At 67.6% G+C, this 17,554-nt stretch carries 23 protein-coding genes and 3 tRNA genes; 21 read left to right on the top strand and 5 right to left on the bottom strand.

Annotation, left to right across the window (positions count from 1 at the left end):
• Nucleotides 1-330 precede the first annotated feature (330 nt).
• The 7 genes from J7E89_RS36480 (at nucleotide 331) to J7E89_RS36450 (ending at nucleotide 2,460) form a co-directional block, all read left to right on the top strand.
• A tRNA-Lys gene (locus tag J7E89_RS36480) sits at nucleotides 331-403 on the top strand.
• A 57-nt stretch (nucleotides 404-460) separates the two neighbouring features.
• Nucleotides 461-531, top strand: a tRNA-His gene (locus J7E89_RS36475).
• Between the two features lie 5 nt (nucleotides 532-536).
• Nucleotides 537-612 (top strand) — tRNA-Leu (locus J7E89_RS36470).
• A 227-nt stretch (nucleotides 613-839) separates the two neighbouring features.
• Complete coding sequence (locus J7E89_RS36465; RefSeq protein ID WP_214980300.1) at nucleotides 840-1,196, top strand: HNH endonuclease; 357 nt, start codon at nucleotides 840-842, stop codon at nucleotides 1,194-1,196.
• A gap of 183 nt (nucleotides 1,197-1,379) precedes the next feature.
• Complete coding sequence (locus tag J7E89_RS36460) at nucleotides 1,380-1,544, top strand: hypothetical protein (RefSeq protein WP_214980298.1); 165 nt, start codon at nucleotides 1,380-1,382, stop codon at nucleotides 1,542-1,544.
• 59 nt (nucleotides 1,545-1,603) lie between these two features.
• Nucleotides 1,604-1,879 (top strand): hypothetical protein, encoded by a 276-nt coding sequence (locus J7E89_RS36455; protein ID WP_214980290.1) that lies wholly within the window; start codon nucleotides 1,604-1,606, stop codon nucleotides 1,877-1,879.
• 332 nt (nucleotides 1,880-2,211) lie between these two features.
• On the top strand, nucleotides 2,212-2,460 hold the full coding sequence (locus J7E89_RS36450) for a hypothetical protein (protein ID WP_214980288.1): 249 nt from the start codon (nucleotides 2,212-2,214) through the stop codon (nucleotides 2,458-2,460).
• A gap of 60 nt (nucleotides 2,461-2,520) precedes the next feature.
• Here the strand turns inward: J7E89_RS36450 and J7E89_RS36445 are convergent, their stop codons facing one another.
• Genes J7E89_RS36445 through J7E89_RS42560 form a run of 3 tightly spaced genes read right to left on the bottom strand, consistent with a single transcriptional unit; the run spans nucleotide 2,521 to nucleotide 3,493 of the window.
• Entirely contained in the window at nucleotides 2,521-2,742 is a 222-nt protein-coding gene (locus J7E89_RS36445; protein ID WP_214980286.1) for a DUF397 domain-containing protein, read from the bottom strand.
• A complete protein-coding gene (locus J7E89_RS41480; RefSeq protein ID WP_251061572.1) occupies nucleotides 2,739-3,239 on the bottom strand; it encodes a DUF5753 domain-containing protein in 501 nt (166 codons plus the stop codon). Before J7E89_RS41480 ends, J7E89_RS36445 begins: the two co-directional genes overlap by 4 nt.
• A complete protein-coding gene (locus J7E89_RS42560; protein WP_374196976.1) occupies nucleotides 3,140-3,493 on the bottom strand; it encodes a hypothetical protein in 354 nt (117 codons plus the stop codon). The genes J7E89_RS41480 and J7E89_RS42560 overlap by 100 nt, the downstream gene beginning before the upstream one ends.
• A 211-nt stretch (nucleotides 3,494-3,704) precedes the next feature.
• On the opposite strand from J7E89_RS42560, the gene J7E89_RS41475 reads away from it, so the two are divergent.
• The 6 genes from J7E89_RS41475 to J7E89_RS36410 all read left to right on the top strand — a co-directional run bounded on the left by J7E89_RS41475 (nucleotide 3,705) and on the right by J7E89_RS36410 (nucleotide 7,335).
• Nucleotides 3,705-4,127 (top strand): hypothetical protein, encoded by a 423-nt coding sequence (locus J7E89_RS41475; protein WP_251061571.1) that lies wholly within the window; start codon nucleotides 3,705-3,707, stop codon nucleotides 4,125-4,127.
• Nucleotides 4,124-4,372 carry a hypothetical protein gene (locus tag J7E89_RS36430; RefSeq protein ID WP_214980284.1) on the top strand — a complete coding sequence of 83 codons (249 nt, stop codon included), beginning with the start codon at nucleotides 4,124-4,126 and terminating at the stop codon, nucleotides 4,370-4,372. The genes J7E89_RS41475 and J7E89_RS36430 overlap by 4 nt, the downstream gene beginning before the upstream one ends.
• A gap of 205 nt (nucleotides 4,373-4,577) precedes the next feature.
• Complete coding sequence (locus tag J7E89_RS36425; protein WP_214980282.1) at nucleotides 4,578-4,997, top strand: hypothetical protein; 420 nt, start codon at nucleotides 4,578-4,580, stop codon at nucleotides 4,995-4,997.
• A gap of 167 nt (nucleotides 4,998-5,164) precedes the next feature.
• Nucleotides 5,165-6,286, top strand: coding sequence for a radical SAM protein (locus J7E89_RS36420; protein WP_214980280.1), 1,122 nt, complete (start codon nucleotides 5,165-5,167; stop codon nucleotides 6,284-6,286).
• The gene (locus tag J7E89_RS36415; protein WP_214980278.1) at nucleotides 6,283-6,453 is read left to right on the top strand and encodes a hypothetical protein; all 171 of its coding nucleotides are present in this window, start codon (nucleotides 6,283-6,285) and stop codon (nucleotides 6,451-6,453) included. The genes J7E89_RS36420 and J7E89_RS36415 overlap by 4 nt, the downstream gene beginning before the upstream one ends.
• A gap of 78 nt (nucleotides 6,454-6,531) precedes the next feature.
• On the top strand, nucleotides 6,532-7,335 hold the full coding sequence (locus J7E89_RS36410; RefSeq protein ID WP_308315717.1) for an aminoglycoside phosphotransferase: 804 nt from the start codon (nucleotides 6,532-6,534) through the stop codon (nucleotides 7,333-7,335).
• Nucleotides 7,336-7,394: 59 nt separating this feature from the next.
• Here J7E89_RS36410 and J7E89_RS36405 read toward each other — a convergent pair whose 3' ends face one another.
• Nucleotides 7,395-7,658: a GntR family transcriptional regulator gene (locus tag J7E89_RS36405; protein WP_214980276.1), complete on the bottom strand. Its 264-nt coding sequence runs from the start codon at nucleotides 7,656-7,658 to the stop codon at nucleotides 7,395-7,397.
• Between the two features lie 176 nt (nucleotides 7,659-7,834).
• On the opposite strand from J7E89_RS36405, the gene J7E89_RS36400 reads away from it, so the two are divergent.
• On the top strand, nucleotides 7,835-8,179 hold the full coding sequence (locus J7E89_RS36400) for a hypothetical protein (protein ID WP_214980273.1): 345 nt from the start codon (nucleotides 7,835-7,837) through the stop codon (nucleotides 8,177-8,179).
• 24 nt (nucleotides 8,180-8,203) lie between these two features.
• Here the strand turns inward: J7E89_RS36400 and J7E89_RS36395 are convergent, their stop codons facing one another.
• Nucleotides 8,204-9,412 carry a pyridoxal phosphate-dependent aminotransferase gene (locus tag J7E89_RS36395; RefSeq protein ID WP_214980271.1) on the bottom strand — a complete coding sequence of 403 codons (1,209 nt, stop codon included), beginning with the start codon at nucleotides 9,410-9,412 and terminating at the stop codon, nucleotides 8,204-8,206.
• A 652-nt stretch (nucleotides 9,413-10,064) separates the two neighbouring features.
• Between J7E89_RS36395 and J7E89_RS36390 the strand changes: the two genes are divergently transcribed.
• The 7 genes from J7E89_RS36390 to J7E89_RS36360 all read left to right on the top strand — a co-directional run bounded on the left by J7E89_RS36390 (nucleotide 10,065) and on the right by J7E89_RS36360 (nucleotide 17,447).
• The gene (locus J7E89_RS36390) at nucleotides 10,065-10,583 is read left to right on the top strand and encodes a DUF2617 family protein (RefSeq protein ID WP_214980269.1); all 519 of its coding nucleotides are present in this window, start codon (nucleotides 10,065-10,067) and stop codon (nucleotides 10,581-10,583) included.
• Nucleotides 10,584-10,637: 54 nt separating this feature from the next.
• Nucleotides 10,638-12,257, top strand: coding sequence for a polyamine aminopropyltransferase (locus J7E89_RS36385; protein WP_374196975.1), 1,620 nt, complete (start codon nucleotides 10,638-10,640; stop codon nucleotides 12,255-12,257).
• 77 nt (nucleotides 12,258-12,334) lie between these two features.
• The gene (locus tag J7E89_RS36380) at nucleotides 12,335-13,123 is read left to right on the top strand and encodes an SRPBCC domain-containing protein (RefSeq protein WP_214980265.1); all 789 of its coding nucleotides are present in this window, start codon (nucleotides 12,335-12,337) and stop codon (nucleotides 13,121-13,123) included.
• A gap of 109 nt (nucleotides 13,124-13,232) precedes the next feature.
• Complete coding sequence (locus tag J7E89_RS36375; RefSeq protein WP_214980263.1) at nucleotides 13,233-14,024, top strand: aldose 1-epimerase; 792 nt, start codon at nucleotides 13,233-13,235, stop codon at nucleotides 14,022-14,024.
• A 23-nt stretch (nucleotides 14,025-14,047) separates the two neighbouring features.
• The gene (pyrE, locus tag J7E89_RS36370; RefSeq protein WP_214980261.1) at nucleotides 14,048-14,587 is read left to right on the top strand and encodes an orotate phosphoribosyltransferase; all 540 of its coding nucleotides are present in this window, start codon (nucleotides 14,048-14,050) and stop codon (nucleotides 14,585-14,587) included.
• A 186-nt stretch (nucleotides 14,588-14,773) separates the two neighbouring features.
• The gene (fbaA, locus tag J7E89_RS36365) at nucleotides 14,774-15,796 is read left to right on the top strand and encodes a class II fructose-bisphosphate aldolase (RefSeq protein WP_214980259.1); all 1,023 of its coding nucleotides are present in this window, start codon (nucleotides 14,774-14,776) and stop codon (nucleotides 15,794-15,796) included.
• 178 nt (nucleotides 15,797-15,974) lie between these two features.
• Nucleotides 15,975-17,447, top strand: coding sequence for an MFS transporter (locus tag J7E89_RS36360; RefSeq protein ID WP_214980257.1), 1,473 nt, complete (start codon nucleotides 15,975-15,977; stop codon nucleotides 17,445-17,447).
• Nucleotides 17,448-17,554: the final 107 nt, after the last annotated feature.

Below are 17,554 nucleotides of genomic sequence, written 5' to 3'. Positions count from 1 at the left end.
CTGATTACACAGAGTCAGGCAATCGGACACCTAGTGGTGATCAGTGACGAAGTGACGGAATGACAGTTACTCCCAATCCATCCTACGAATCTAAGAAACAGTCTTAGGGGCTCATCCCGAACCGCTCGCCACTTCGTCACTCCGTCACCGCGCACCCGGCGGCCGGCAGCCACGAGCCCAGGCAATCCACTCACTAGATAAGGGGTGAGGGCAGGGGATACCGCGCACCCTTCCGGCTATGAGCCACACGGCGGACAGTGAACCCCCCTCAGCCGGCCTGAGCGCTCCCATGTGTGGTCTCTCCACCGTGGTTCTGAGCGCCGGGTCCTATGGCACGTAGCTCAATTGGTAGAGCACCGGGCTCTTAACCCGGGTGTTGTCGGTTCAAGTCCGACCGGGCCAACTGTGGGCTCTTCGTGATCCCTTGGCGTGGTGGGTAGCTCCCACGGAATCGCCTAAAGCGTTGGTCGTCCAGCGGCCTAGGACTCCCCCGGTGAGGGGGTAACGCCGGTTCGAATCCGGCCCACCGCAAGCTAGCCCGCCTAGCCCAACTGGCTAAGAGGCGCTGCCCTTAGACGGCAGAGGTTCCCGGTTCGAGTCCGGGGGCGGGCACTTATCTATTCACTCAGCTTGTTCCGCCTACTTGGTACTTGGCTTTGGAACTGGCTTTGTCTCGGGCTTCGGAACTGGCTTCGTCTCTGGCTTTGGAACTGGCTTTGTCTCTGGTGTGGGTCCGGGCTTCGTGGGCCGTGTCGGTTTGGTGGTCATGTCTCCAGTCTTCGCGCACTGTCCCCAGCTCGCAATTTGCGGCGTAAGCCCATGTGTTTGGAGGTGTGCCCATGCCACGTACGCGCTGCCTTGAGTGTCGCGCCTGGGCCACCCATGCGGGGCGTTGCGCTGAGCATCACAAGGCGTATGAGTCCGGGCGCTCTGTCCAGTCTCACCGCAAGAGGCGTGAGGCTATCGCCCTGGGCAACAACGCTGCCGCTCGTCTGCGCAAGGCCGTACGTAAGGCAGTGCAAGGGACGTGCGCAAGGTGCCTGGGCATCTACCTTCCGAGTGCCGTTGACATCGACCACATCAAGCCCCTTGCCAAGGGCGGCGAAGACGTGGACGCGAACGTTCAGGTCTTGTGCAAGACGTGCCACAAGATCAAGACGGCCGAAGACTTCGGATACAACTCCGTTCCCTTCTGACAGGGGCGGAGAGCGGTCCGGAAGTTCCCGGACGTGCCCGCCGGCGATCCCGGCCCCAGCTCGGAAAACGCGCGCTAGGTGCGGCCCCATTTTTGGGCGGCCTGGCCCTTGCCTCGCCTGGGCGCTGCCGCGTAGGCAATCGACTCCCCAGACCCCGGGTGAGACCACCCAGGGAGACAGCCCATGACATGCACCTTCACCACGGCTGACGGCGGAACCGTGGACGTGACCCGGCGCGGGATCGAAGTGGACATGCACCTTCGAGACCCTGCCGGCCGAACGGTGGCGACGGTCGTGCTTCCCGCGGACGACGCTTCCGCGCTCGTGGACGAACTGGCCAACGCCTAATGCCCGGACTGACCGGACGAGACCCCTTCACCCAGTACCACCGACAGGAGAGAGACCCCATGCCGCTGAACACCGTTCGCGAGACGAAGGCCACCTTGAACGGCGACACCGGGCGCGTGCTCGTGTGGCACAACGACAAGGAAACCCGGGCAATCTCGCTCGCCGTGCCGGGAGACCGGGCGAAGCTCAGCCCCGCTCAGGCGCGTGAGCTGGGGCTCTGGCTCATTGAGGCCAGTGAGACCGTGAACAAGCCGGATCACTCCCCTCTCAGGTCCGCCACGCTGCCTACCGCCCCGCGTCCGCGCCCGGCGTACATGCCCCCGTCCCGCTGGTAGGAGGAACGCCCGGCTCAGCGCTGACGTACGGGCGCTCACGACCACGATGGGTAACGGACAGACTGCCCCCGCTTCGGCGGGGGCTTTTCTGTTTGTCCGTTTCATGCCGACTAGGTAGCCTACGGCAGATGAATGAACTAACCTATAGGCATATGTCAGTCACGGGGTGTACGTTGGTCGAACGGTTGTGCGAGACGCCGTGAGACCCGTGGGGGGTTGTGTTGTCCACTGATGAACGAAGGATTGCCACTGTCGAGTTCCGTACTGAGGTCTACGTCTGTGACACGCCCAGGCGCTGGACCTGGGAGTCAGCCGGGGAAGACTTTCCCCCCATGCCCGACTTCATATACAGCGCTGCCGAACTGGGCCGTGCTCTGTATGTGTACGCGGCAAGCGTCGCCCGGCTGCTGAAGCCGATCATCACGCCCAGGTTCCGGCTTCTGGCCGGACGGCTGCCCAGTGGGGTGGTGGTTGGTGCCCATGAGTGGCACAAGTCCACAGAGACAGGGCTCTACATTCCGTCAACGGAACCCTGGGTTGTGTGGGACGAGTTGGACGAGCGCGTGACTCTCGCCGCGTAGGCCCAGACGCAACGAAGCCCCGTAGCCCCTGATGACTACGGGGTTTCGTGGTGGGAGCGGTCAGACGGTTCCGAAGTCGCCGGCGACGGTGGCCCGGATGAAGTCGCTGAACGCTGCCGTTGTGAAGGTGAGGATTGGGCCGTCTGCACACTTGGAGTCGCGTACGGGGACCTTCCCGAATGACGCCAAGTCTGTACGGCATTCGATGCATTCGCCCCCGTTGTTGCCGCTATAGCTGGATTTGCGCCACACCGGTTCGGGGGCGGGGGGCGGGTTGTTCATGAGTAGTGATCCTTAATGATGGAGTCGACCACGGGTGCCGACTCGTCCGGGGACAGAGCCAATGCGTTGAGCAGATCATAGGCATCGTTCCCTGACTGGACGTCGTCCGCTTCGGCCAGTAGGTACCCCTTTGGGAAGCCGTCCACGTGGACCACGTCTTTACCTTCGGGGAAGGACAACATCCCGAAGGGGCTTGCCCATCCATGGTGTCGCCCCTTGTCCGGAATGATCTGGACCCTGTGTGGGGGAGTCTCCGCAAGGTCGCGAAGTCGGGTCAGTTGACCCCGCATGACTTCCTTGTTCCCTACTGTGCGCGTGAGTACCCCAACGTCAAGGATGATCCAGACCTTCGTTGGCGTGTCCCGCGTGAGGATGCGTTGCCGCTCTATCCGGGCTGTCACCAAGTCGTCCAAGTTCGTCGGGCGAGCGGTGCGCAGGACTGCCCGCGCGTACTCCTCCGTCTGAACGAGCCCAGGAACGAGCTGGGGGTTGAACATGCGGACCGCAGAAGCGACCCACTCAAGTTCGGCGTACCGGCGGAACCATGGCGGGAAGGCGTAACGAAGAGCGAGCGGCCAGAGCCGCACGAAGCGCCCGTTGGCGTGCGGGAAGATCTGGTCACACGCTTCCGCGAACTCCAGCCCAGCACCCGGTTTCCGGTTTCAATCTTCGCGACGAGCGACGGGCTGCAACTGACCTTCTTAGCGAACTCCGGCCGCTTCAGGTCCAGTCGTTCCCGCTCTAACTTCACTTCGCTCCCGAAGTGAGCCAACGGCGACGCGTACGGGTCAGCCGGGTCAACGTTCTCATCTTCGACAGTCACGCGAACCCCTCAAGATCATTTGGACAGTTGCGTTTGTCCAAGCTGCCCCTCTAGTCCTCTAACGAGCGTAGGGCAACGATCGGAATACGGAAGGTAGTTGCACCGCCCGACGTGGTGATGACGCGTGAGGAAGCTCCCGATGGCAGCAAGCCCGAACCACAGCCGCACCGAAGCCCGGCAGATTGCCGGGCGGTTGGCTGAAGAGCTGCAAACGGCCTTCATGGCGCGTGGCTTCTACCTGCCGATGCGGGCCGGCGACCCGATACACGGACGCGCCTACGTCGTGGTTGAACCCATCCGACATGACGAAGCCTTCCGGCTTGCCGAAGCGCTGGGTCCTCCCACGCTGCACCCCGCGTCATCGGGTGATCTCCAGGGGCTTGCCGAAGACGCCGTAACGACTCTGCGGCGGGCTCTCTTCAACGCTGGTCTCACCCTGCCTTCCCTGGGGTTGGACAGTCCGTGTGGGCACACCGGGACCGTTCTCGTGGAGCTGGGCAACGCTCGCCCCGACGTGGTCACCCGGCTTGCCGAACTCGTCGAGAAGGGAGCGGAGTCATGAGCGCGGAGCGCCCGGCGGAGACGGCTCAGGTGGTGCGACCCCAACAAGGGGACTACGCCATAGACGACAGCGAAGAGCCGGGGCGTATGGGTCTCGTCCTTCTGGTCACCCCGCGCTACGTACAGATGCGCGAACTGACCAGCGGTGAGGAGTGGGACGCGGCTCCGAAGAGCGTACGCAAGCTCACTTCGCGCGAAGAGCTGAGCGCCCGGGTGGCCATTGCGAATTTCGGGCTCAGGTGGTGAGAGTGACGAAGGACGAAGCGCGAAGGTCTGTGGGCAAGCGCGTGGAAGATCTCAGCACTGGTCACACGGGGATCGTTCAGGCAGCGGAAGACTGGGAGAACCCGGAAACGCGCCGGGTCGTCTTCACAGTGTTCGTCCGCCCAGAGCACGGCGGTACAGAGTTGTATCTGTCGCCGGCGAACTTGCGCCCGGTGGTGTCTGGGTCATGAGTGATGCCGACTACTGGTGTGAAGTCATCCTCAGCGCGAGCGGCAAAGACTTCCCCCTCAACGGCTATCAGGCCAAGAGCCCCCGCTTAGCCGTTCGGTGGATGCGTGATCAAGCTCTTCGCGTGGCGGACCTGATGGACCCGGATCTGTCCACCCCGTGGCTCTTCACACCGGGGGCCCGCTTCTCACCGCTGAGAGAAGTGCCCGCGGACAGACCCGACGCACCGCAAGACTTACGGAACTGGCACAGCGACTACAACGGCCAGGCCGTGGCCATGGAAACGCTCGCCCGGGGCGGGCTCGTCCGCTTCAGCGTGGACGACGGAACCACGGCAATCGCCTTCTCAGCACGCCAATTGATCGTCAGGTTCCTTGACGACTGGCGATTACGCGAAGTCGCCTACGCGGCAGCCTGACCCCCTGACTTCCGCTCCGGTCACGTTTGAGCCCCCAGGAAGACCCGGCACACGTCGGGGCGGGGCTCGTGAACTCCCCTTCCGTGACCGGAGCGGAAACCCACTCCGTCCGGCTGTTCCCTTGGACGGTTGGCAGCCGGACGGACCCCTTGGAACCCGGAGGACCCGTGCACGAAGTGATCGCAAGTCCCCAGGAAGAGAAGTTCGTTGTAGTGCGCCCCGGCGCGCGAGCGGGAATGCAGATCCCCAGCGCCATGTATCACGGGTTGGCTGAGGCCGTGGCGGACAGCGCCCCCGTTCCCGCGTGGCTCGTCGAGCAAGCGCGGAAGGCATGGGGCGTGGATCTCGACGGACAGCAGAGCAATCGTGCCGTGCTCGTCCGACCGGTCACGGGCTCCGGGTACAGCCGTGCCACGTGGGAGCTGAACAAGGGATGCAACTTCAGTTGCGAAATGTGCTACCTCCCTGAGCGGAAGTTTCAGGGGCTGCCGCTCGAAGGGAAACAGCGGCTCTTGACCACGCTCCGTGACGCTGGGGTCTTGTGGCTCCAGTTCACGGGCGGTGAGCCCATGATTGACCCGGACTTCCGCGCTGCCTATGAGCACGCCTACGGCATGGGCATGTTGATTGAAGTGCTCACGAACGGGTCACGGCTGCACCGGTCGGACATGCTCGAACTCTTCACGTCCATGCCCCCGCACAAGGTGACGGTCTCCCTGTACGGCGCGACCCCGGACACCTTCGACGCGCTGACCCGGACGAAGGGCGGCTTCAAGCGCGTCAAGAACGGGCTCGTGGCAGCAAAGGAAGCCGGCGTTGCCGTTGACCTAACCCTGATCATCACGAAGCACAACGCCCATGAGGTTGAAGCCATGCGGGCCATGGCCGACGAGTTCGCCGTGTCGTGGAAAGAGTTCGGAAGCATCTCGCCCACCTACACGGGCGACCCTGACCCCTTGTCCGCCCAGGCACCCGGCTATCTGGACAAGTCCGCGATCTTCGCTGGCTGCCCGGCGGGACACACCTTCTTCCACGTGGACCCCAACGGCTTCGTGACCATGTGCAAGATCGGCCGTGAGAACCCCATCAACCTGATGGTGGAAGGTCTTGCCGGTCTCACGCGTCTGCCAGCTATCGCAGATGCCCAAATGCTTCGCACTGGTGGCTGTGCCGGTTGCGCACTGTCGGGTACCTGTCGGGTATGCCGACCGCTCGCGAAGGCGTACCAGACCGCGAAGGCACCACTGAACACCTACTGTCAGCACGGAGATAAGGAGGCAGCGGAATGACCGCTGTGGCAGTCGAGATCACCGCCCGACCGCAGACGCTGAGCGCCGTACCGGCACCCGTCCGACCGGCAAGCCCGGAGCCGGAAGGCGTCATCATCGTGAGCGACGTGGAAGCACTCGCGTCCGGCTCCACCCCCGGGTGCGGGAACGACAACCCGTACCAGTAAGACCGCACCCAGCGCGGGCCCCATGGCGTTCACACGTCGTGGGGTCCGCCCCGGCAGCCCAAGGAACTGTGAGGACTCGTGACAACGCGTATCGCTCTTGAAGATCTGCCGTCAACGGTGCTGGCTGTCATCACGGAGCACGCCGGGACCGTACAGAAGATCGAATCTGTGGCGGAAGGCTTCAACAGTGAGGTTGCCGTGCGCGTGTTCTCGGAGTCCGGCGGCTGTTACGTGAAAGGGCTCAGAAAGGATCACCGGCGCGTCTGGACTCAGCGCCGTGAAGCCGAGGTGAACCCGTTCGTGCGCGGTATCGCCCCCGCGCTGTTGTGGCGTGAAGAGCGGGAAGGGTGGGACCTACTGGGCTTCGAAGCTCTAGACGGTCACCATGCCGACTACTCGCCCGGTTCGGCCGATCTCCCGAAGGTGGCTGACGCGCTCGTTCGCCTGGGGGAAGTCGCCTGCCCGGACATTGAACTTCGACACGCTGAACAAAGGCTTGAGCGCTACGCGGCAAGCCCGGCAGATCTCGACTACTTCACCGGGGACTCACTTCTTCACACGGACCTGAACAACGCCAACGTGCTCGTGGACGACACGGCGCATCTCGTTGACTGGGCATGGGCGACCCGCGGAGCCGCATGGCTGGACGCAGGCTATTGGGTCATCTGGTTGATTGCCGCCGGCGGGCATGACCCGGCTTCGGCTGAACAATGGGCGGCACGAGTTCCCGCGTGGCAGGGTGCGCCCAGTGCGGGGGTCACGGCTTTCTCTGTGGCCAACGCGAACGTCTGGGATGAAATTGGGGGTGCAACCCCGAACGAGTGGACGGCGCGAATGGTGAACGCTGCCCAGAGCTGGGCGCGATTCCGGACCAGCGCCTAGCTCACAGACTGCCCCGTCTGTCCGCTCCCCCCGTGGCGGATGGGCGGGGCGCGTCCCCCTTAGCCGGTCGTCTCGTCCGGTTTCCGCTCAGCGACGTACGTCCCGCGCTGGGGGACCGTGAACACGTAGCCCTGTTCTCGCAGGAAGCGAACGGCATTACGGGCGGTTTCCCGCGCGACCCCGAAGCGCTGAGTCAGTGCCGACTCAGACGGGATCTTGCGATTGACGACCAGAGCGCCGCTCTCAATATCGGCAATGATCAGCGCCGCAATCTGCCGGTACACCGGGATGGGCGACCCGTGGTCAATCTCGCTTTCGGACATGCGGCCAGAGTAGACAACCGGCCATGTCTGGCCCTACCTCTGTACGTCTGCGGACTGCCATAGACGAAGGTAGACAAGTTTCGTTACGCTGCACAGCAGACCCCGGCGACGGAGACGGCTGGTACCCGTCTTGATCCGCCCCGGGGCGTGGCCAACAGCTATGAAGGAGCTGTGACATGCGAGACCTTATCGTGCGCTTTCTCGAACTGGTCAGCGCCTTGTTCCCCCGCACACCGGGGAAGCACTCAGCCGCCTACTTCGACGGACAGACTGTCCCGACCCAGCCGACACCCCCGGAGCCGAAGCGCCTGCCCGCACACGTCCAAGAGCGCAACCGACCCCTTGACGCTGAAGCGGTGGCACTCATCCGGCCCTACTACGCCGCACACCTTGCGGCCCAGGACGAGCGGCAGCGTGAGGCCAAGGCGAAGCAACAGCGTCAGCGTCAGCGCGAACTCTTCTGGGCGACTCTGGGCATGGACTACCCAGGGGTACGCCTCACCGGTGGAGCTTCCGCCTGACGTGCCGGGCTCCGGACGCTGAGATCAGCGTTTCCGCAGTGTAGACAGCCTTTTGATTGCTTCTTCTACCACATCGTGCCGCTTGCAGAAGGCGAATCGAACGAATGGCGCACCCACCTCCCGGTGGTCGTAGAAGACCGCGTTCGGGATCGCGACCACCCCGCACCGCTCCGGCAGGGCCCGGCAGAAGGCGAAGCTGTCGGTCTCGCCGAGGGGACGGATGTCGGTGGTGACGAAGTACGTCCCGGCGGGGCGGTAGACCTCGAAGCCCGCGTCCGCGAGCCCCGCGCACAGCAGATCGCGCTTGGCGCGCAGATCGTCGCGGAGGGCGGTGAAGTACGCGTCGGGCAGGCGCAGCGCCTCGGCGACGGCGTACTGGAAGGGCCCGGCCGACACGTACGTCAGGAACTGCTTGGCCGACCTGACGGCCGTCACCAGAGCGGGTGACGCCGTGATCCACCCGACCTTCCACCCGGTGAAGGAGAACGTCTTGCCCGCCGAGGAGATGGTGACCGTGCGCTCGCGCATGCCGGGGAACGACGCGAGCGGGATGTGCTCGCCGTCGAAGACGAGGTGTTCGTAGACCTCGTCGGTGACGACCAGGAGGTCGCGCTCGACGGCGAGCGCGGCGATCGCCGCCAGCTCCTCGCGGGTCAGGACGGTGCCGGTGGGGTTGTGCGGGCTGTTGAGGAGGATGAGGCGGGTGCGCGGGGTGATGGCGGCGCGCATTTCGTCGAGGTCGAGTACGTACCGGCCCTCGTGGGGGCGCAGGGTCACGGGGACGCGCGTGCCGCCCGCCATGGCGATGCACGCGGCGTACGAGTCGTAGTACGGCTCCAGGGCCACCACCTCGTCACCCGGCTCCAGCAGGGCCAGCAGGGAGGCGGCGATGGCCTCGGTGGCGCCGGCGGTGACCAGGACCTCGGTGTCGGGGTCGTAGGACAGGCCGTAGCGGTGGTGCTGGTGGTCAGCGATCGCGGTACGGAGCTCGGGGATGCCGGGGCCGGGCGGGTACTGGTTGCCGCGGCCGTCGCGCAGGGCGCGGACCGCCGCCTCCCGTACCTCCTCGGGGCCGTCGGTGTCGGGGAAGCCCTGGCCGAGGTTGATCGAGCCGGTCGTCAGGGCCAGCGCCGACATCTCCGCGAAGATCGTCGTCCCGAACTCCGCCAGTCTGCGGTTGAGGAGGGGGCGCGGGCTGGGGGTGTGGTCTCTCGGCGTCGTCATGGCGGCCATCCTGGGCCGAAGCTCTGGAGTTGCTCAAGTCTGCTTTGGGTTTCGACGGCCGGGGGCATCCCCCAGTCACGTAACGCAGGTAAGACACGTAAGAAGCGAGCACCTCGCTTCGGGGGACCGGAAGGACGGTGGGGGCCGTGGAATTTGCCCTGCTGGTGATCGTGGTGCTGGTGATTGTCGGGCTGACAGCGGTCGCGGGAAAGCGCGGCGGCCGACGGTCCCGCACTCGCGGGGGCAGTTGGTGGGAGGGCGGCCACGGGGGCGGCGGATCGTCGTGCGGTGGCGGTTCGTCCTGCGGGGGCGGCGGCGGTTGCGGTGGTGGAGGCGGAGGCGACTGACACGGGGCAGTCGGTCCGCCCGTAACACAGCAGCACCGTTCCGATCGTCAAGCCCTTGCGCCCGGCGGGTTAACTCCCGCCGGGCGCCTTCTTGTTGAACAGATGAACCGACTGGCCCCCGAGGGGATGGAAACCACTCCAAGTTGGGTAAAAACGCTGTGAGCGCAGCGCACTTCATGATTCCCTCGCTGTCGAGAACATCAGCCCTCGGACCTCATGTGGACCCGAGCAGGCGGTCCCCGAATCCCCTCGAACCTCATCTCCCGGGTGACCCCGGCCCACCCTTCCCAAATGCCTGTCTGCGGAGCCCACTCATGCTCACGACTCTCAAGACTGCCTACACCGACACGCGTGCCGCCGACCTCGCCTGGGCGCTGGGGCGCGAGCCGCTGCCGGCCCTGGCCGTGCTCGACCTCCAACTCGGCGCTGCCGTACTCCAGTTGAGGCTCCTCGGTGCCTCGCATCAAGTGCTTCTGGAGGAGGACGAAGGTTCCTGCTCCGAGACGGTCGCCTGCATGCCCGGCAGCAGTACGCCGCTGCCGCTGGGCGTGGCCAAACGGCTCGGGGAATGGGAGTACGAGTTCGCCGCGCGCGTCGAGACCCTCACCCAGGGCCAGTTCGCGGGGCGCGCGCAGGAACTCCTCGCACTCGTCGCCGACCATCCCAACGGGCTCGCGGGAACGTTTCCCGGCAGCCCGCACGCGTTCACGGCGATGCTGGCGCAGAGATACGAGGGGCAGGTGCGGTGGCGAACGTGGCACGCGTATCCACAGGAGGGGCAACTGGTGGTGACGCGATCACGGGTGGGCGCACGTATGCCTGTAACCCTGTAGTTGCACCCTTGTGGGTGACGAGTGGTGAGTCCTTCGTGACGTAGCGTTCGCATGGTGATCGATTCGCCTGTGTCGCTGTCGGTGCCGGAAGCCCCGGCCGCCCTGCCTGTGCGGCCGGGGACCGGCCGGTTCCTGGTGCTCGGTGTGGTGTTCGTCTGCGCCGCGTGCGGACTCGTGTACGAGCTCGAACTGGTCGCTCTCGCTTCGTACTTGATCGGCGATTCGGTCACCCAGGCGTCCGTCGTGCTCTCCGTGATGGTCTTCGCGATGGGCATCGGATCGTTGCTCGCCAAGCGGCTGCGGTGCCGTGCCGCGGTGGGCTTCGGCCTGCTGGAGGCCGCGCTGGCGCTGTGCGGCGGCTGTTCGGCGCTGGTGCTGTACGCGACGTTCGCCTGGCTCGGCGGGTCGCGGTACGCGCTGGTCGGCTTCTCGCTGGCGATCGGCGTGCTCATCGGCGCCGAGATTCCGCTGCTGATGACGTTGATCCAGCGCGTGGCCCGGCGCGGGGAGCGCCGGGACGCGAGCGGCGACGTGGCGGACCTCTTCGCCGCGGATTACGTCGGCGCGCTGGTCGGCGGCCTCGCTTTCCCCTTTCTTCTGCTGCCGCTGCTCGGGCAGTTGACGGGTGCGCTGCTGACCGGCGCGGTCAACGCGGTGGCGGGCGGGGCGCTGGTGCTGTGGCTCTTCCGGCACGAGCTGACGCGGCGGGAGCGCTGGCTGCTGGTCGTGGCGAACGCGGTGGTGCTGGCGCTGCTCGCCACCGCGACCGCCCTCGTCGACGACTTCGAGCGGGCGGCGCGGCGGGCGGTGTACGGGGACCGGGTGCGGGTCGCCGTACAGACCGACGTACAGGAGATCGTCGTCACCGGTGGCCCGGGCGGGACGCTGGACCTCTTCCTCGACGGGCGGCTGCGGGTCAGCGGCCGCGACGAGTACCGGTACCACGAGGCGCTCGTCCACCCCGCGATGCGCGGGCGCCACGCGCGGGTGGTGATCCTGGGCGGCGGTGACGGGCTCGCGGCGCGGGAGGTGCTGCGCTACCCGGACGTGGAATCGCTCACGGTGGTCGAACTGGACCCGGCCGTCGTCGAGCTGGCCCGTACGGACGCCGCCCTGTCCGCGCTGAACGACCGTGCCCTGCGGGATCCACGGCTGCGGGTCGACACCGCCGACGCGTTCACCTGGCTGCGGGAGGCGGGGCGGGAGGGGCAGCCGTACGACGTGGTGATCTCGGATCTGCCCGATCCCGGCATCACCCCGAGCACGAAGCTGTACTCCCAGGAGTTCTACGGGCTGGCGTCGCGCGTCCTCGCGGGCGGTGGGCGCATCGTCGTCCACGCGGGGCCGCTGGCGACCCGGCCGCGGGCCTACTGGACGGTCGACGCGACGCTGCGGGCGGCGGGCCTGCGGACGCGTCCGTACCGTACGACCGGCCGCCTCTCCGGGTTCACCGGGGGCCCGGACCGGGCGTCGGGCGCGGAGGTGGCCCCGCAGGACTGGGGCTTCGTACTCGCCGGCCGGGGCACGCGCCCCGGCCTCGGCCTCGCCGCCGACGCGCCCCGGCTGCGCTCGCTCTCGCCGGCGGTGCTGCGGTCGGGGGAGCGGTCGGCGGAAGGGGCGCGGATTCAGGGGGTGCAGCCTTCGACGCTGGTCCATCCGCGTTACACGCGGTGATTACGCCGCGGATCGCGCGTGGGGATTCCACGCAGAGGCGGGTACATCGCGGGCGGGCGTGAGTAGGCTCGGTTCCCATGGAGCATGAGGTGTTCGTTCCGGTTCCGGCAGAGACCCTCCGACAGGCGCTGGGGGACCCCGCCCGGGTGGCGCGCTGCGTCCCGGGGCTCCAGCAGGACGCCGACGAGGCGTCCGGCCCGATCGCGGGACGGCTGAAGGTCCGCATCGACGGCCACACGATCACGTACCGGGGAACGCTGCGCGTCACCGGGCAGCCGGACGGCACCTTCGCCGTCGAGGGCGAGGGCACGGAGGCGCGCGGCACGGGCTCGGTCAAGCTGGCGCTGACGGCACGCCTGACGGAGACGGACGGCGGTACGACGGTGACGTACGCGGGGACGGCGAGCGGCGAGGGCCGCATCGCGGAGCTCGACGCACCGGCGACGCTGTCCGCGTCGCAGCGTCTGCTGGACCGCTTCACCACCCGGCTGGCGGATGCGCCGGCCGGCGGGGTGGGGGAACCCGTCAGGGAATCCCGGCCGTCGGTTTTCGAGACGGAGACGCCGCCACCGTCGCTGGACCCGCTGGCCGACGACGTAACCGACGTGTCTGATGTGCCTGAGCTGGCGGACGTAGGAGTGCCCTCGCCGGCGGAGCCGCCGGCCGAGGCGGCTCATGCGCGGCGCACGATGATCGGCCGCAGCGCGGAGGAGGTCGACCATGCGCCGCCGCGCGGGCGCTACGCGCCGGTCCCGGCCCCGCAGTCGACGTCGACCACCGACACCCTGCGCTGGATCGCACCGGCAGCCGCGCTGGCGCTGGCGTCGGCGGTGGTGGTGAGCCGGGTGCTCCGGCGCAGGCGCTGAGCGTTTGCTGGTGTTGCCGCTCGCGGTCACTCTCAGCCCCTCCGGCGTTTGGGGAGCGGGGTCCGGGGCGGAGCCCCGGTTACCGGCCCGCAGCCCCTAGGCTCGGAGGGTGAGCACCCAAGAGACGCGACTGGCGGCGGGCGACGCCGAACTGACCATCGCCCAGGACAACGGCTGCCGCATCGCCGGCCTCCGCATCGGCGGCACCGAGCTGCTGCGCCAGGGGGAGCGGTACGGCTGTTTCCCGATGGTGCCGTGGTGCGGCCGGCTCGACCACGGGAAGTTCCTCAACGGCGCGACCATGCACCAGCTGCCGCTCAACTCCCCGCCCCACGCCATCCACGGCACCGGCCGCGACGCCGCCTGGCACACCGCGCGGGCCGAGAAGAGCGAGGCCGCGTTCACGTACGACCTGGCCGAGCCGTGGCCGTACCAGGGCAGGGTCACCCAGGCGTTCGGGCTTGCCGAGGACTCCCTCACGCTGACGATGGGGATCGAGACGTACGGCGATTCCTTCCCGGCGCAGGCGGGCTGGCACCCCTGGTTCCTCCGCAACCTCGGCGGCGTCCAGGACGTCCAGATCGACTTTGCTCCCGCCTGGCAGGAGGAGCGGGGTGATGATCACATCCCTACCGGGAAGCGGATCCCGCCCCGGCCCGGCCCGTGGGACGACTGCTTCGGGATGCCGGACGGCGTGGACGTCACGCTCACCTGGCCGGGGCAGCTGGAGCTGAAGGTGACGAGCCGCGCCGAGTGGGTCGTCGTGTACGACGAGCAGGCTGAAGGCGTGTGCGTGGAGCCGCAGTCCGGGCCGCCGAACGGGCTCAACACGATGCCCCGGTTCGTGACGCCCATCGAGCCGCTGGAGATCGAGACCATCTGGACCTGGCGGCGGCTGTGAAGCGGCGGCTTTAAGCTCATGGCATGACTGACGTACGTGGTGAGCTGCTCCAGCAGATCAAGGACAAGGCCGTGGTGCACGGCAAGGTGACCCTGTCTTCAGGGATCGAGGCCGACTGGTACATCGACCTGCGCCGGATCACGCTGGACGGCGAGGCCGCGCCGATGGTGGGCCAGGTGATGCTCGACGCCACCAGCGAGCTCGACTATGACTGCGTGGGCGGTCTGACGCTGGGCGCCGACCCGGTGGCCACCTCGATGCTGCACGCCTCCGCCGCGCGCGGGCAGCGGCTCGACGCGTTCGTCGTACGCAAGGCGGGCAAGGCGCACGGCATGCAGCGCCGGATCGAGGGCACGGACGTCAAGGGCCGTCGCTGCCTGGTCGTCGAGGACGTCTCGACCACGGGTGGCTCGCCGCTGACCGCCGTCGAGGCGGTCCGTGAGGCGGGCGGCGAGGTCGTCGGTGTCGCGGTGATCGTGGAGCGGGGCGCGGCTCCGAAGATCGCGGAGGCCGGCCTTCCGTACATCAATGCCTATTCGCTGGATGAGCTCGGGCTCGCGTAATCCGGCTTGACCTGCGGTTTTTATTAAGGGCGGATTGTTTCACGTGAAACAGTCCGCCCTTGTCGTATGCCGAGGCAGTGTGCGGGTGGAGCCGCGACGAGAGTCTGGAAAGATGGGGGCGACGATGACGTCGCCCCCAGGTCAGGGCCCAGCACCACACACCCGCACGTCATAAGGAGCGGACAGATGCCCATCGCAACCCCCGAGGTCTACAACGAGATGCTCGACCGGGCGAAGGCAGGCAAGTTCGCCTACCCGGCCATCAACGTGACCTCGACCCAGACCTTGCATGCGGCGCTGCGCGGTTTCGCGGACGCCGAGAGCGACGGCATCATCCAGATTTCCACCGGCGGCGCCGAGTTCCTGGGCGGCCAGTACTCCAAGGACATGGTGACCGGTGCTGTCGCGCTCGCCGAGTTCGCGCACATCGTCGCCGAGAAGTACCCGGTGACGGTCGCGCTGCACACGGACCACTGCCCCAAGGACAAGCTGGACACGTACGTACGTCCGCTGATCGACGTATCCGCCGAGCGCGTCGCCAAGGGCCTCAACCCGCTCTTCCAGTCCCACATGTGGGACGGTTCCGCCGAGACCCTCGCCGACAACCTGGCCATCGGCCAGGAGCTGCTCGCGAAGGCCGCCGCCGCGAAGATCATTCTCGAAGTTGAGATCACCCCGACCGGTGGCGAGGAGGACGGCGTCAGCCACGAGATCAACGACGAGCTCTACACGACCGTCGACGACGCGCTGCGTACCGCCGAGGCGCTGGGCCTGGGCGAGAAGGGCCGCTACCTGCTGGCCGCCTCCTTCGGCAACGTGCACGGCGTCTACAAGCCGGGCAACGTCGTTCTGCGCCCCGAGCTGCTGAAGGACCTCCAGGCGGGCGTCGCCGAGAAGTACGGCAAGGTGTCCCCGTTCGACTTCGTCTTCCACGGCGGCTCCGGCTCCACCGCCGAGGAGATCGCCACCGCGCTGGAGAACGGCGTCGTGAAGATGAACCTCGACACCGACACCCAGTACGCCTTCACCCGCCCGGTCGCGGACCACATGTTCCGCAACTACGACGGTGTCCTGAAGGTCGACGGCGAGGTCGGCTCGAAGAAGACGTACGACCCGCGCACCTGGGGCAAGCTGGCCGAGGCGTCGATGGCCAAGCGCGTCACCGAGGCGTGCGCGAACCTGCGCTCGACGGGCACGAAGCTCAAGTAATCGCTCGCGTGGTGGTGTAGGGCCCGGTACCGGATTCGCGGATTCGGTACCGGGCCCTACCCGGTTATCGCGGGGCTGCCGCCAGGGTGGGCAGGTGCTGGTTGCCGTCCGCCCAGGTGGCCCTCGAACCGCCGGCCGCCGACTGGCCCGCCGGGGCGCGAGCCGCGAGGATTCGCGCATGGACATTCGGCCGCCGGACCTTCGGCTGTCCTCCGACCGGGGCCGGTGGGTGGTGCTCACCACCGTGCTCGGGTCCGGCATGGCGATGCTGGACTCCACCGTCGTCAACGTCGCCCTGCCCCGCATCGGCAGGGACCTGGACGCGGATCTGGCGGCCCTCCAGTGGACCGTCAATGCCTACATGCTCACCCTCGCCGGGCTGATCCTGCTCGGCGGTGCGCTCGGTGACCGGTTCGGGCGGCGCAAGGTCTTCGTGATCGGCATCGTGTGGTTCGCGGTGGCCTCGCTGCTGTGCGGACTGGCGCCGAACGCCGGGTTCCTGATCGCCGCACGCGCCCTCCAGGGCGTCGGCGGAGCCCTCCTCACGCCCGGCTCCCTCGCGCTCATCCAGGCCTCCTTCCACCCCGACGACCGGGCGAGGGCAGTGGGGGTGTGGTCCGGGCTCGGCGGGGTGGGGGCGGCCGTCGGGCCCTTCCTGGGTGGCTGGCTGGTGGACGGGCCCGGCTGGCGCTGGGTGTTCCTGCTGAATGTGCCGCTGGCCGCGCTCTGTGTCCCGGTCGCGCTCAAGCACGTACCGGAGTCGAGGGATCCGCAGGCGCACGGCCGCTTCGACGCGCTGGGTGCCGGGCTCGCGGCCGTCGCTCTCGGACTGGTGACGTACGCCCTGATCGCGGCGCCGGAGCGGGGTGCGTCGGCCGTGGTGGTGGGCTCCGTGGTCGCGGGGGTCTTGCTCGGCGCGATCTTTCTGTACGTCGAGAAGCGGCGGCCCGAGCCGATGATGCCGCTCACGATTTTCGCCTCGCGGCAGTTCACGGCGATCAATGTCGTGACGCTGTGCGTGTACGCGGCGTTCAGCGGATTCTTCTTCCTCACCGCTCTTCAGCTACAGGTCGTGGTGGGTTACTCCGCTCTGCAGGCGGGCACGGCGCTGCTCCCCACGACGGTACTGATGCTTTTTCTGTCCGCGAAGTCCGGCGAAGTGGCGCAGGTGATTGGGCCGCGCATTCCGCTGACCGTGGGGCCGCTGCTGTGTGCGGGCGGGATGCTGCTGATGCTGCGCGTGGGGGAGGGTTCGTCGTACGTCGCCGATGTGCTCCCCGCGATGCTCGTGATGGGCGCGGGCATGGTGACCCTGGTCGCGCCGCTCACCGCCACGGTGCTCGCCTCCGTGGCCACGGGGAGGGCGGGGCTGGCCAGCGGCATCAACAACGCGGCCGCACGGGCGGCGGGCCTGATCGCGGTGGCGGCGCTGCCGCTGCTGGCGGGGATGGGGCCGGAGGCGTACCGGTCGGCGGCGGAGTTCGGGGAGACGTTCCGGCGGGCGATGCTGATGTGTGCGGGGCTGCTGGGGGTGGGGGCGGTGATCGCCTGGGTGACGGTTCGGGTGCCGGGACGGGAGTGCGGGGAGCCGGAGTGCCGGGTGCACTGCGGGGTGACTTCGCCGCCGCTGGAGGGGGCGGGGGGCGGTTAGGGCGGGGTGCGGGGCCTTGGACTTGGCCGGGGGCTGCTGGGGCAGCGCCTCCACGCGGCGGAGCCGCAAAGTGTCACTGCGGGAAGGGGCGGGGTGGGGAAATGGCC

This window comes from Streptomyces sp. ISL-100 (genome assembly GCF_018614615.1).
In the GTDB taxonomy this organism is placed as follows: domain Bacteria; phylum Actinomycetota; class Actinomycetes; order Streptomycetales; family Streptomycetaceae; genus Streptomyces.
This window is presented reverse-complemented; position numbering and strand designations above follow the sequence as displayed.

Coding starts and splice junctions, on each gene's coding strand:
- pyrE (WP_214980261.1), top strand. CDS start 14,048: ATGACTGACGTACGTGGTGAGCTGCTCCAGCAGATCAAGGACAAGGCC.
- J7E89_RS36450 (WP_214980288.1), top strand. CDS start 2,212: ATGCCCGACTTCATATACAGCGCTGCCGAACTGGGCCGTGCTCTGTAT.
- J7E89_RS36465 (WP_214980300.1), top strand. CDS start 840: ATGCCACGTACGCGCTGCCTTGAGTGTCGCGCCTGGGCCACCCATGCG.
- J7E89_RS36405 (WP_214980276.1), bottom strand. CDS start 7,658: ATGTCCGAAAGCGAGATTGACCACGGGTCGCCCATCCCGGTGTACCGG.
- J7E89_RS36460 (WP_214980298.1), top strand. CDS start 1,380: ATGACATGCACCTTCACCACGGCTGACGGCGGAACCGTGGACGTGACC.
- J7E89_RS41475 (WP_251061571.1), top strand. CDS start 3,705: ATGGCAGCAAGCCCGAACCACAGCCGCACCGAAGCCCGGCAGATTGCC.
- J7E89_RS36415 (WP_214980278.1), top strand. CDS start 6,283: ATGACCGCTGTGGCAGTCGAGATCACCGCCCGACCGCAGACGCTGAGC.
- J7E89_RS36400 (WP_214980273.1), top strand. CDS start 7,835: ATGCGAGACCTTATCGTGCGCTTTCTCGAACTGGTCAGCGCCTTGTTC.
- J7E89_RS36395 (WP_214980271.1), bottom strand. CDS start 9,412: ATGGCCGCCATGACGACGCCGAGAGACCACACCCCCAGCCCGCGCCCC.
- J7E89_RS36380 (WP_214980265.1), top strand. CDS start 12,335: ATGGAGCATGAGGTGTTCGTTCCGGTTCCGGCAGAGACCCTCCGACAG.
- J7E89_RS36360 (WP_214980257.1), top strand. CDS start 15,975: ATGGACATTCGGCCGCCGGACCTTCGGCTGTCCTCCGACCGGGGCCGG.
- J7E89_RS41480 (WP_251061572.1), bottom strand. CDS start 3,239: ATGTTCAACCCCCAGCTCGTTCCTGGGCTCGTTCAGACGGAGGAGTAC.
- J7E89_RS36425 (WP_214980282.1), top strand. CDS start 4,578: ATGAGTGATGCCGACTACTGGTGTGAAGTCATCCTCAGCGCGAGCGGC.
- J7E89_RS36390 (WP_214980269.1), top strand. CDS start 10,065: ATGCTCACGACTCTCAAGACTGCCTACACCGACACGCGTGCCGCCGAC.
- fbaA (WP_214980259.1), top strand. CDS start 14,774: ATGCCCATCGCAACCCCCGAGGTCTACAACGAGATGCTCGACCGGGCG.
- J7E89_RS36430 (WP_214980284.1), top strand. CDS start 4,124: ATGAGCGCGGAGCGCCCGGCGGAGACGGCTCAGGTGGTGCGACCCCAA.
- J7E89_RS36445 (WP_214980286.1), bottom strand. CDS start 2,742: ATGAACAACCCGCCCCCCGCCCCCGAACCGGTGTGGCGCAAATCCAGC.
- J7E89_RS36455 (WP_214980290.1), top strand. CDS start 1,604: ATGCCGCTGAACACCGTTCGCGAGACGAAGGCCACCTTGAACGGCGAC.